The following is a 12,200-nucleotide window of genomic DNA, read 5'->3' on the forward strand; positions in this document are numbered from 1 at the left end:
GGCGACCAGGTCGCCGAGGGCCCGGGTCCACCGGTCGGCGCCGCGCGGCAGCACCGAGGCACCGGGCGCGTCCCGCTCCGGGGAGAGGGCGGCCCCGCCGGGCCGGAGCGTGAGCCGGGCGGTGGAGGTGTCGGCGGGGGAGGAGAGCAGGCCGGCCGGGTAGGTGGTGAGTTCACGCGAGACCGACTGCCGCGGCACGTCGGACCGGCTCAGCGTCATCCGGTCGCCCCGCGCCGTGATCTCCCGCCACCCCGGCCCGGAGGACACCCCGGCGCTGTGGAAGCCGACGCTCACCGTCGCGCCCGCGGGCAGCGGGGCCGACTCCGCGCACTCCAGCCGCAGGGTCTCCAGCCCCGCCTGACCCGGCCGCAGCTCGGCCCGCGCGGCCGACACCGTGAGGGTGATCCGGCGCCCGCCCACGGTGACCTCGCTGCCCCGCGCCGCCGCGGCACAGCGCAGCTCGGCCCAGCGGGCGGTGCCCAGCCGGTCCAGGTCCGGCTTGGCCTGGGTCGCCGGGATCTCCGCCAGGTCCTCGACATGGGTGATGTGCAGCGTGCCGGGAGCGGCGACCAGGCCGTCGTACCGGTTGACGGTGAAGTTGCCCAGGGGATGCGCGTCCGCCGCCGGGGCGGGGCCGAGCAGCACGGCGCAGGCGCCCGCGAGGACGGCGAGGGAACGGCCGAGTCTCACTTGCCCGCCTCCAGTGCCTTGCGGGCCTCGGCGGCACCGAGCGGCGAGAAGCCGGGGTTCAGCTTCAGTGCCGCCGCCAGCGAGGCCCGGCCCTCCTTCGCGTGTCCGGTGGCGAGTTCGACGACGCCCCGGTGGTAGAGGAAGGACGCGTTGCGGTAGCCGGTGGCGGTGGCCTCGCGGGCGTGCGCGAGGGCCTCCGTGTCGTGGCCGTTGACATGCAGCGCCCAGGCGAGGGCGTCGGCCGTGTGGACGGTGTGCCGGCGGGCCCACTCGGCGCGGGCCGCGCGCAGGGCGGCCCCCTTGTCGCCGTGGTCGGCGGCGGCCAGCGCGGTGTCGAGGTCGGCGTCGACGCCGTTGGCGCGGGCGAGCGCGATCCACGCCTGGACGAGCGTGTACTGCCGGCGGGCCTTCTCCCGGTCACCCGCCCCGCCGCGCGCCTCGTACAGCTCGCCGAGCGCGACCAGGGAGGTGGGCAGCGGGGCACGGGCGACGACCGCCTCCAGCCCCTTGACGGCGGCGGCCCGCTGCCCGCTCGCCGCCTGGGCGCGGGCCCGGCCCTCCAGCGCGGGGAGGTAGGTGTCGTCGGCGGCCAGGGCGCGGGCGTACTGGGTGAGCGCCGTCCTGTAGTCGCCCTGGTTCCAGGCGAGTTGGCCGAGCTGGGCGGCCACGTAGGCGATGTCGCCGGGGGAGGTCGCGCCGGTGAGCGCCCGCTGGAGGACGCGCCGCGCCGTGGTGACGTCACCGCGCAGCTCGTGCACGTAGGCGTACCGGGTGAAGACGGGGATGCCGGGCTTGCGGGCGTCGGCGGTGTCCGCCGCGCGTGCCGCCTCGGTGTACCGGCCGAGTTCGACCAGGGCGTCGATGCGGGAGCACAGGGCGCCTTCGTCGTAGGGGTTGTGCCTCAGGACGCGGTCCGCGTGGGAGAGGGCGCCGGTGAAGTCGTGGCGGGCCGCTGCGAGAGCGGCCTGCCCGGCCACCGCCCTGTCGTTGCCGGGGGCGAGAGCGAGGGAGCGGCGGAGGGCGGCCTGCGCCTGCGGGTAGCGGGCCGGATCGCCCTTGGTGCGGGCCTGTTCCACGTAGGCCAGGCCGAGGGTGGCCCAGCCGTCGTGGTCCTTCGGCTGCGCCTTCAGGTGGGTCTGGAGCACGGCCACGGCCGCGTCCGGGTCGGCGCTCGCCAGTGCGCCGGGGTCCATCGCGGCGGAGGCGGCGGCCGGGGCGACCCGCCCGCCGTCCCGCGCGGCCCCGAAGGCGACCGCGCCACCGGTCAGCGCGACGGCCAGCAGGGCGGCGGACGCCACCCGCCACGCCGTCCGGCGGCCCGGAGCGCGACCGTCCGGCGTGCCGTCGGTCTGCTCGTCACTACTCGTACGCGGGCCCATCGCCCTCTCCTGGTTCGCCTGATGGTGGTCGGGAAGACCGGCGCGGCCCGCCGTGGGGGAAGGGGTACGGGCCGTGCCGGTCGCTTTCGGGGTGCGGCTCAGTACGCGCGGCGCATCCGGCGGCGCCACCAGCCGACGACGGTGCCGAGCAGCAGGATGCCGGCCGCGCCCGCCGCCGCCGAACCGGCGATCAGCACGGTGTTGCCGGTGCCGCCCGCTGCCGAGGCCGGGCTCAGCGCGTCACCGAGCTGGCTCTTGACGTCGGCGCCCGCGGTCGTGCCCTTGGCCAGCGCGCCCCGCGAACCCGCCGTGGGCTTGGCGACGTAGGGGAAGGACTTCTCGAACTTCTTGTCGTTGGCGTCCACCGCGTCGCCCAAGTCGTTCTTGGCGCCCAGCAGTTCGCCCTCCACGACTTGGAGAGCCTCGTCGATCACGTCGTCGGTGAGCCGGCGCCCGTTGGGGAAGCCCGCGTTGTCACCGTCGAGCACGCCGAGCCGCTTGGGGTGCATGGTCGGCTTGATCGAGGTGTTCAGCCGCAGCTGCTCCGAAGGACGCACGTTCGGCGGCTGGTTGAGGCCCTTGACGCCCTTGAGGAAGACGTCGACCAGGTCGTTGCGCGGCTCGGCCGGGGCGTCGATCTTGTAGATGCCCTCGATGAGCTTGGGCAGCTCCGGGTTGGTGACGTTCTTCAGGAACTGGGCGTCGTGCGAGGGCTGGGAGGCGTTGAAGCGGTCCTTGTCCGCCTGAGGGTTGACCACCTCGTTGACCAGCGGGTTGCCGAGACGGGAGACCTGGCTGTAGTAGCCCTGGGCGTTGCGGCGCTGGGTGGTGGACCAGATGCCGACGACCGGCTGGTCCGCCGACTGCCTGATCAGGTCGTTGGGGACCTGGAGGGCGATGGTGTTGACGTTGTAGCCCTTGAGGGTGTCCCGGCCGACCTCGCTGAGGTTGCCGCCGTACAGCAGGTCGAAGACCCGCAGGTCCAGGAAGAACGGGTCGTCCGCCTGCCCGGCGAAGGTCGCCGCCCCGCCGGCCGTCTTGTACACCGCCTGCGAGCGGAGCTTGCCGTAGTCCGGCATGGACGCCTTGCCCACGTTGGACGGAGCCACCGGCACGTCGTCCGCCACCTTCGTCCGGGACATCGCGTGGCCGCCCTTCATGCGGACCAGTTCCAGGTCGTAGGTCTGGGTGATGTTGAGGTCGGGGTCGTCCAGGCTGGTGACGGGGCCGGTGTTGTAGAGGAACGTCTTCCCGTTCTTCGTCCGCGTCTTGAAGGTGTAGCGGAAGAGGAGGTCGTCCTGGGCGTCGCCGTCGCTGTCGATGTGCAGGTCGTACTGCGCGTCGTCGGCGAAGGTGTAGAAGTTCGGGCCGCCCGCCGGCTCCTCGAACGGTATCCAGTCGGCCACGATCGTCGTCGTGTCCGGCTTGTCGGGGCTGACGAACGCGTACAGGTCGGTGTTGTCGTACTGCGGGGTGCCCGAGATCAGCGGGGCCTCCCGGTGGGAGGAGGCGGAGGCCGCCCCCGGCTCCAGCGTGGCGACACCGGCGGCCGCGAGCCCACCGGCGGCGAGCGCGCCGCAGACGAGCGGGACCAGGCCCTTGAGTGCCGTGCCGCTTCTGGCGAAGAGAGTCATGCCGTCCGTCCTCGAAATCCGACTTGCTTGACGGACGGGTATACGGAGCGGTCGGCGATCGCGGATTGGCCGGAGCGGAACTTTCTTTTTCCTTTTTTCCGACCCGCGTTTTCGGCTCTCCGATCCGTATCAACCGCCGGAGGTGTGCGTTCGTGCGGATGCGAGGGGTCACCGGCACGGCCGGGTGCGGCCACGGCCGGGGTGAGGGTGCCGAGGTACTGCTGGTGCGCGTGGCGGGCGGCGACCACCAGGCGTTCGAGGAGCTGTACGGCCTGATCTCCGGGCCGGTGTTCGGGCTGGTCCGGCGGGTCGTGCGCGACCCCGCCCAGTCCGAGGAGGTCGTCCAGGAGGTGCTGCTCGAACTCTGGCGCTCCGCGGCCCGGTTCGACCCGGCACGCGGGAGCGCCCTGTCCTGGATACTCACCCTCGCCCACCGCCGGGCCGTCGACCGGGTGCGCAGCGCCCGGGCGGCCGGCGAACGCGAACAGCGCGAGGCCCTGCGTGCCGGGGAGCCCGCCTTCGACCACGTCACCGAGGAGGTCGAGGCCGGACTGGAACGGGAGTGGGTGCGCCGCTGTCTGAGACGGCTGACCGACCTCCAGCGCCAGTCCGTCACCCTCGCCTACTACGACGGCTACACCTACCGCGAGGTCGCCGAACGGCTCTCCCTGCCGCTCGGCACCGTCAAGACCCGGATGCGCGACGGCCTCAACCGGCTGCGCGGCTGCCTCGGAGGTGCCGCGTGAGCGTCTTCACCCGTCTTCTGCGCCGCGAGGACCCGCACTCGCTGGCCGCCCCCTACGCCCTGGACGCCCTCGACCCCACCGAGCGGCGCCGGTTCCGGAAACACCTCGCGGGCTGCGGCCGCTGCACGGCCGAGGTCCGCGAACTGTCCGAGGACGCCGTCCGGCTGGCCTGGTCCACCGCCGCCCCCGCCCCGGCCGCCCTGCGCGAACGCGTCCTGGCCGCCGTACGCACCACCCCGCAGGAACCGGCACCGGCCGGCCGGCCGCGCACCGCCCAACTGCCGCCGCACGTGTGGGGAGTCCAGCCGCCGCCCGCCCGTGCCCGGCGGGCCGGCCCGCGCCCGCTGTTCGTGCCGTTCGCCACCGTGACGGCCGCTGCCGCCCTGGTCGTCGCCTCGCTCTTCGCCGTCCAGGCGCACCGCACCGAGGGACGGCTCGCCGCCGAGCGGGCGCGGGCACGTGACATCGCCCACGTTCTGGCCGCTCCCGACGCCCGCGCCACGGCGGGGACCGACGGGCACGGCCGCGCGCTCGCCGTCGTCGCCTCGCCGTCCGAGGGCCGCGCCGTCGTCACGCTGAGCGGATACGGCAGCCCGTCCGGCGGCCGGGTGCATCAGCTCTGGCTCACGCGCCCCGGCGCCGGACCCCGGTCTCTCGGGCTTCTCAGCGGCGACACGCCCTTGGCGGTCAAGGGGCTCGAGAAGTCCTCGGCGTCACTCGCGGTGACCGTCGAGCCGAACGGCGGTTCCACACACCCCACTGGCCAGCCCGTTGTCCAACTCACCCTGAAATCAGTCGGATTCGGAGAGTAGTCGATGAGGGATGATCAACCCCCTTGTGGGGAAGGTGAATCCCGTGGCCGAGATACACGCATGCCCTATGGGGACGATAGGGTTACTCTGCCCGTGGGCCGGGTGGATTCGTACGGGTGGGGAGTGACATGGAGCAGATAGCAATGCGCAGCAGGGCCAGGGTCCCTGCGATCACCTGCGGCAGTGGTGCGACCAGCAGGCGTCTGGACCGCCATCTCGCGGTGCTCGGCGGACCCGCCATACCGCAGCAGAAGACGGTCGAGGCGACGTCGCTCATGCGTGAGCTGACCGCGCGGGACACCGTGCGTCAGCGCAGCGACCGGCGCGTCCGCGTCAGCCGGGTCTCTCTCTTCGCCCCCTTGCGCCGGCTGCGCCGGTCGCTCTTCGGCAGCCACTGAGCCGTACCGAGCGGACTCCCCGGAGTCCCGCCCGGTCCCGGCCCGGCCCCGCCGAACAGGCGCCCGTCCCGCAGTTTCGCGTGTCAACCCCCGCTCAGGCCGCCACACCGTCCCGGCGCAACGCCGCGATCTCGTCGTCCGTCATCCCCACGGCACGGAGCAGCGCGTCGGTGTGCCGGCCGAGCGCGGGCACGTCCCCCAGCCGCGTCTCCGCGCCGCCCGGCAGCGTGATGGGCGGCAGCAGCGCGCGCAGCGGACCCACCGGAGAACCCACCCGCCGCCACCGCTCCCGCGCCGCGAGCTGTGGATGTTCCGCCAGCTCCGCCAGATCCCTGATCCGCGCACAGGCGATCCCCGCGGCCTCCAGCCGCGCCAGCGCCTCGTCCGCCGTCATCGTGCCCAGCGCCCCGCCGACCAGCGCGTCGGTCCGCGCCCGCCCGGTCACCCGCGCCGCGTTGGTGGCGTACGCCGGGTCGTGCGCCAACTCCGGTCTGTCCAGCACCAGCTCGGCCAGCCGTCGCCACTCCCGGTCGTTCTGCACCGACAGCAGCACCCGGCCGCCGTCGGCGGTGGCGTAGGAGTCGTAGGGCACGATGACGGCGTGCGCCAGACCGGTGCGCGCCGGGGGTTCGCCCCCGTGCATCGTGTGGTGCAGCGGGTGCCCCATCCACTCGGCGAGCGCCTCCAGCATCGACACCTCCACCGGGCCGCCCCGCCCGGTCGTGCCGCGCCGCACCAGCGCGGCCAGCACTCCGGAGAAGGCGTACATGGCCGCCGCGATGTCCGCCGCGGGGATGCCCGCCTTCACCGGCCGCTCGGGCGTGCCGGTGACCGACACCAGTCCCGCCTCGCACTGCACGAGCATGTCGTACGCCCGCTTGTCCGCGTACGGCCCCGAGCCGCCGTACCCCGAGATGTCCACGGCGATCAGGCGCGGGTCGGCCGCGCACAGGGTGGCCGCGTCCAGGCCGAGGCGGGCCGCCGCGCCGTGCGCGAGGTTCTGCACGAACACGTCCGCGTCCGCGATCAGCCGCCGTACGACGTCCAGGCCGCGCCGGTCCTTCAGGTCCAGCGCGATGGACTCCTTGCCCCGGTTGCACCACACGAAGTGCGAGGCGAGGCCGTCGGCGGCGGTGTCGTAGCCGCGCGCGAAGTCACCGCCGTCGACCCGCTCCACCTTGATCACCCGGGCGCCCAGATCGGCCAGTTGACGGGTGGCGAAGGGCGCGGACACGGCCTGTTCGACGGCGACGACGGTGACGCCCTCCAGGGGCGGCGGCAACAGATCCATGCCCGCGATGATCTCCCGGCGGGCCCACGCTGTCACCCGGCACCTCGCTAGAGCAGGGCGAACTGCCCCTCCGGGCCCTCCTCCTGGTGGTCCAGCACCGAGGCGGGGCGGCGGGTCGGAGGCGCCGGTGGGAGAACTCCGGCCGTGCGCAGATCCGTTGCCGTGATCGGCTCCGGCACCGGTTCCGGGCCGGGAAGTTCGGTCAGGAGGGTCAGCACCGTGATCAGCTCCAGCAGCTCCGAGGTCCAGCTCTGGGGCCAGGTGCGGGGGCCGATCGCGGCCAGGGTGCCGGGGGCGCCGGAGGTCGTACGGGCCGCGAACCAGGCTTCCAGCGTGCGGACCCCGGCCACCTCGTGCTCCCAGGCCGCGCGCGGGACGGGGGACACCCGGCCCTCGTCCAGGTACAGCGTCTCGTCCTCGGCGTCGTGGCGCAGGGTGCGCGGGTACGGGGGCAGCGGCGCGCGCACGTACGGGCGGCGGCCGCCGGGCAGCTTGGGACGCTCGCCGTCCCGGCGCATCAGCCACAGCGCGCGCCGGCCCGTCTCCACCCCCCGCGCCCACACCTCCCGGTCCCCGGTGAGCGGCACGGTGAGGTCGGCCTGCACGGCGCCCAGTATCCACGCCACCACCTCCGCCGCCGTGGGCCGGGAGCCCAGCCGCGCGGCCAGCTCGTCCAGCAGGCCCGGCGCCAGGTTGGGTTCGGCGCCGCCGGGACGCCGGTACAGCGGACGGATGCGCCCCGTCGCGAGGGTCGGCGGCAGCGAGGTCGCCAGCAGCCCGGCGCCCGCCTCCACCACGAACACCTGGTGCTCGTCCGCCACCCGCCACAACTCCGGGCGGGCGAGGTCGATCAGCCGGTGGTCCGGAATCAGCCAGCGCTCGTCGAAGGGCGCCGCGAGCACCCGAACCGGCTCCGGACACGGCCCCGCGGCCCGCGCCAGCCGCTCGGTACCGGTGTGCCGGCCGGGCAGCTGGGCCACCGCCGAGTCGACGGTGCGCGACCGGGTCGGCTCGAACAGGGCCGCCCGCTCCGCCCCCTCGGCCGCCAGCAGGGCCGTCCACCGGGCCTTCAGGGACGCCGGGTCGGGTGCCGTCGGCCAGGCGCGGCCCGGTCGCAGCGGTGCGACGGACCACGGCATGAGGTCCGCCAGCGGCGGCGCGTCCTCGTACGTCACGTCCGGAATGCTACGGCCTCGGCCCGCACGGGGTACGGGAACGGGGGCGGCGCTCAGGTCGCCTCCAGGGTGACGGTGAAGGAGAAGCGGTCACCCCGGTAGTGGATGACGGCCACGTCCAGCACCCGCCCCGCGGTGTCGTAGGTGACCCCGGTGTAGTGCAGGATCGGGCTCAGCAGCGGCACCTCCAGCAGTCGGGCGGTCTCCGGGTCGGCGAGCCGGGCCTCCACCGTGTCGGTGATCCGACTGATGTCGGCACCCACCACGTCCCGCAGCACCTTGGTCATCGGCCAGCGGGCCAGATCGGCCGGGTCGATCCGGTCGGCCAGCTCCGGGCGCACATGGTTGACGGCGTGGTTGGTCGGCTCGCCGGTCTTCGCGTCCCCGCGCAGCCGGTGGTAGACCGACACCTCGGCGAGGTCCGGGAAGTGCTCCGCCCACATGGGCGGCACCGGAACGCGCGCCACGTCCAGCAGCTCGGCGGTCATCCCGGACTGCTGGGCCACGATCGCGTCCACCGAGCCCAGCAGCCTCACCGGCGCCCCGCGCCGCACCCCCGGCTCGATGAAGGTGCCGCGCCGCCGGTGCCGGCTGATCAGCCCCTCGTCCTCCAGCTCCTTCAGCGCCTGCCGCATCGTCAGCACGCTGACTCCGTAGTGCCCGGCCAGCCGCTCCTCGGTGGGCAGCCGCAGCGGGTCCTCGGGGGAGCGGCCCAGGATGGAGGCCCGCAGCGACTGCGACACCTGGTACCAGAGAGGCAGTTTGCGGTTCAGGACGATCGAGTCCGGGGCGAAAGAGGTCACGCGGCTATCCGTACCTGTCCGGACCGGTCGGCGCAACGGAACGGCCACACATGGGAGTTGTCCGTCGAGATCGTCACTCGGAGTGGGCATCCGGAGTCCTCACGAGGGGCGGAAGTGCGGCTCCAGTCCGCGCCACACGTCGTCGTAGCCCCGCTGGAGGTGGTCTGCGCGGGCCGCATCCGGGGTGAGGGCGATCGGCCAGCGGGTCTCGAACATGAAGGCCAGCCCGTCGTCGATCCGCTGCGGGCGCAGCTCGGCCGCGCTCGCCCGGTCGAAGGTCTCCCGGTCCGGGCCGTGCGCCGACATCATGTTGTGCAGCGAGCCCCCGCCGGGCACGAACCCCTCCGCCTTGGCGTCGTAGGCGCCCTCGATCAGGCCCATGTACTCGCTCATCACGTTCCGGTGGAAGTACGGCGGCCGGAACGTGTCCTCGCCCACCAGCCAGCGCGGGGCGAACACCACGAAGTCGGCGCCCGCCAGACCCGGAGTGTCCGAGGGGGAGGTCAGGACCGTGAAGATGGACGGGTCCGGGTGGTCGTAGGAGATGGTGCCGATCACATTGAACCGGCGCAGGTCATAGGCGTAGGGCACATAGTTGCCGTGCCAGGCGACCACGTCGAGCGGGGAGTGGTCGTAGGTGGCCGTCCAGAGGTTGCCGCAGAACTTGTTGACCACCTCGACCGGGCCCTCGACGTCCTCGTACGCGGCGACCGGCGCCCGGAAGTCGCGGGCGTTGGCCAGGCCGTTGGCGCCGATGGGGCCGAGGTCCGGGAGCCGGAAGGGCGCACCATAGTTCTCGCACACATAACCCCGTGCCGAGTCGTCCAGCAGCTCCACGCGGAACCGGACCCCACGGGGGATGAGGGCCACCTGTGCGGGCTCCACATGGAGGCGGCCGAACTCGGTGTGCAGCAGCAGTCCGCCCCGCTCCGGGACGATCAGCAGCTCCCCGTCGGCGTCGGAGAACACCCGCTCCATCGAGGAGTTGGCGTGATACAGGTGCACGGCCATGCCGCTGCGCTGGGTCGCGTCGCCGTTGCCGCCCAGCGTCCACAGGCCGGCCAGGAAGTCGGTGCCCGGCAGTGGCTCGGGCAGCGGGCTCCAGCGCAGCCGGTTGGGGTCGGGCACGGTCTCGGTGAAGGGGGCGGTGCGGATCGCGCCGTTGGCGGTGCGGGTGAAGGCGGGGTGCGCGGCCGAGGGCCGGATGCGGTAGAGCCAGGAGCGGCGGTTGTGGGCGCGGGGCTCGGTGAACGCCGTCCCGCTGAGCTGCTCCGCGTACAGGCCGAGCGGTGCGCGCTGCGGTGAGTTGCGGCCCTCGGGCAGAGCGCCGGGCACCGCCTCGGAGGCGTGTTCGTTGCCGAACCCGGTGAGGTACGCCAGTGCTTCGGCGGTCTTCCGCGCTCCCCCACGCTCGATCCCGCTCGCGCGGGAGGTACCCCCATCGGTCATGATCGCTCCCTTGCGCACGCTTCTCCGGCATTCCTATGGAGCACCGTAGGAATGCCGGAGGATGTGCGCAAGGGGCGAACGCGCCCTTCACCCGGCCGGGGCGCGAGAACCGGCCGCCCGGAGGACGTGCGGAGGACGTACGGAGGACGTACGGGGGCGTACGGGGCACGTGCGTGGACTCCCGCCCTTCTCCGCCTCCCCGTGGCGAGGCATCATGTGGCCGTGCCCCATGTGACATCCCTCCGCCGCGCCCCCGTTCAGCGGCGCAGCGCCGAACGGCTGACCAGAATCCTCGACGCCTGCGCCGCCCTCCTGGACGAGGTCGGCTACGACGCCCTGACCACCCGCGCGGTCGCGGAGCGGGCCGGGGTGCCCATCGGCTCGGTGTACCGCTTCTTCGGCAACAAGCGGCAGATGGCCGACGCCCTCGCCCAGCGCAACCTGCGCCACTACACCGAGCACGTCACCACCCGGCTGAAGGAGGCGCCGCCCGGCGACTGGCGCGCCGCGATGGACGTCATCCTGGACGAGTACCTGGGCATGAAGCGCACCGCGCCCGGCTTCGCCCTGGTGGACTTCGGCAACCAGATACCGGTCGGCACCCGCGGCACCGCGCCCAACACCCGCGTCGCGGACCGGCTGGGGGGACTCATCGCCGGCTACCTCGGCCGCACCCCCGACGACGACCTGCGCCGCGTCCTGCTGGTGGCCGTGGAGAGCGCGGACACCCTCATCCAGCTCGCCTTCAGCACCGACCCGGACGGCGACCCGGCGATCATCCACGAGACGCGGGAGCTGCTTCGGGCCTATCTGGGCCGCGTACTCGACTGAAGCCGGCCCACAGGGCTCCCCACCATGCCTACCGGTCGGTATGCTCGCCCGAGCCACCGGCGCCCTGCTGCTACGGCCGTGCCGTCGACCCTCCGGGAGGACCCGTGCCCCGCACCGCCCTGCGAATCTGCCCCCTGTGCGAGGCCACCTGCGGCCTGACCCTCACCATCGAGGGCACCCGCGTCACCGCCGCCCGCGGTGACCGGGACGACGTGTTCAGCAAGGGCTTCATCTGCCCCAAGGGCGCCTCCTTCGGCGCGCTGGACGCCGACCCCGACCGGCTGCGCACCCCGCTGGTCCGGGAGAACGGCGAGCTGCGCGAGGCAAGTTGGGAGGAGGCGTTCGAGGCCGTCGCACGCGGCCTGCGTCCGGTCGTGGAGCGGTACGGCGCCGACGCCCTCGGGGTGGTCCTCGGCAACCCCAACGTGCACACCATGGCCGGTGCCCTCTACCCGACCGTGCTGCTCGGCGCGGTCCGCACCCGCTCCCTGTTCACCGCCTCCACGGTCGACCAGATGCCCAAGCACGTCTCCAGCGGCCTGCTGTTCGGCGACGCCAACGCCATCCCGGTGCCCGACCTCGACCACACCGACCACCTCCTGCTGATCGGCGCCAACCCGCTGGAGTCCAACGGCAGTCTGTGCACCGCGCCCGACTTCCCCGGCAAGCTGAAGGCGCTCAAGGCACGCGGCGGACACCTCACCGTGGTGGACCCCCGCCGCACCCGCACCGCCAAGCTGGCCGACCGGCACCTCGCCATCCGGCCCGGCGCCGACGCCCTGCTCCTCGCCGCGATGACCACCGTGCTGTTCGAGGAGGGACTCGTCGACCTCGGGGAGCTCGCCCCGCACGTCGACGGGCTGTCCGAACTCCGCGACGCGATGGAGGACTTCACCCCCGAGGCCGTCGCCGGAGCCTGTGACGTCGACCCGGACACCATCCGCACCCTCGCCCGTGAACTCGCCGCCGCCCCCACCGCCGCCGTCTACGCC

At 73.6% G+C, this 12,200-nt stretch carries 12 protein-coding genes; 5 read left to right on the plus strand and 7 right to left on the minus strand.

The window, feature by feature from the left end; all coding sequences use genetic code 11:
- The 3 genes from CCN33_RS02690 to CCN33_RS02700 form a co-directional block, all read right to left on the minus strand.
- Positions 1-690: GNAT family protein (locus CCN33_RS02690; protein ID WP_483027233.1), on the minus strand; the 690-nt coding region annotated here is incomplete at its 3' end.
- Entirely contained in the window at positions 687-2,198 is a 1,512-nt protein-coding gene (locus CCN33_RS02695; protein WP_425275823.1) for a tetratricopeptide repeat protein, read from the minus strand. The genes CCN33_RS02695 and CCN33_RS02690, both read right to left, overlap by 4 nt.
- Entirely contained in the window at positions 2,168-3,703 is a 1,536-nt protein-coding gene (locus tag CCN33_RS02700; protein ID WP_086690661.1) for a DUF4331 domain-containing protein, read from the minus strand. Before CCN33_RS02700 ends, CCN33_RS02695 begins: the two co-directional genes overlap by 31 nt.
- A 158-nt stretch (positions 3,704-3,861) precedes the next feature.
- Between CCN33_RS02700 and CCN33_RS02705 the strand changes: the two genes are divergently transcribed.
- The 3 genes from CCN33_RS02705 (at position 3,862) to CCN33_RS02715 (ending at position 5,659) form a co-directional block, all read left to right on the plus strand.
- Complete coding sequence (locus CCN33_RS02705) at positions 3,862-4,449, plus strand: sigma-70 family RNA polymerase sigma factor (RefSeq protein ID WP_086690663.1); 588 nt, start codon at positions 3,862-3,864, stop codon at positions 4,447-4,449.
- Positions 4,446-5,261: an anti-sigma factor gene (locus tag CCN33_RS02710; RefSeq protein WP_086690665.1), complete on the plus strand. Its 816-nt coding sequence runs from the start codon at positions 4,446-4,448 to the stop codon at positions 5,259-5,261. The genes CCN33_RS02705 and CCN33_RS02710 overlap by 4 nt, the downstream gene beginning before the upstream one ends.
- Before the next feature lie 128 nt (positions 5,262-5,389).
- Positions 5,390-5,659, plus strand: a complete 270-nt coding sequence (locus CCN33_RS02715; protein ID WP_086690667.1) for a hypothetical protein — start codon at positions 5,390-5,392, stop codon at positions 5,657-5,659.
- A 94-nt stretch (positions 5,660-5,753) separates the two neighbouring features.
- On the opposite strand, the gene CCN33_RS02720 is transcribed toward CCN33_RS02715, so the two are convergent.
- The 4 genes from CCN33_RS02720 to hmgA form a co-directional block, all read right to left on the minus strand.
- Complete coding sequence (locus CCN33_RS02720) at positions 5,754-6,950, minus strand: CaiB/BaiF CoA transferase family protein (protein ID WP_086690678.1); 1,197 nt, start codon at positions 6,948-6,950, stop codon at positions 5,754-5,756.
- A 47-nt stretch (positions 6,951-6,997) separates the two neighbouring features.
- Positions 6,998-8,134: a type ISP restriction/modification enzyme gene (locus CCN33_RS02725; RefSeq protein WP_086690669.1), complete on the minus strand. Its 1,137-nt coding sequence runs from the start codon at positions 8,132-8,134 to the stop codon at positions 6,998-7,000.
- Between the two features lie 44 nt (positions 8,135-8,178).
- Positions 8,179-8,928, minus strand: a complete 750-nt coding sequence (locus tag CCN33_RS02730) for a GntR family transcriptional regulator (RefSeq protein ID WP_086690671.1) — start codon at positions 8,926-8,928, stop codon at positions 8,179-8,181.
- 99 nt (positions 8,929-9,027) lie between these two features.
- On the minus strand, positions 9,028-10,377 hold the full coding sequence (gene hmgA / locus CCN33_RS02735) for a homogentisate 1,2-dioxygenase (RefSeq protein ID WP_086690673.1): 1,350 nt from the start codon (positions 10,375-10,377) through the stop codon (positions 9,028-9,030).
- Positions 10,378-10,593: 216 nt separating this feature from the next.
- On the opposite strand from hmgA, the gene CCN33_RS02740 reads away from it, so the two are divergent.
- Positions 10,594-11,208, plus strand: a complete 615-nt coding sequence (locus CCN33_RS02740) for a TetR/AcrR family transcriptional regulator (protein WP_244173574.1) — start codon at positions 10,594-10,596, stop codon at positions 11,206-11,208.
- A gap of 104 nt (positions 11,209-11,312) precedes the next feature.
- Positions 11,313-12,200: molybdopterin-dependent oxidoreductase (locus CCN33_RS02745; protein ID WP_167387750.1), on the plus strand; the 888-nt coding region annotated here is incomplete at its 3' end.

Source organism: Streptomyces recifensis, from assembly GCF_002154615.1.
Lineage (GTDB): Bacteria > Actinomycetota > Actinomycetes > Streptomycetales > Streptomycetaceae > Streptomyces > Streptomyces griseoluteus.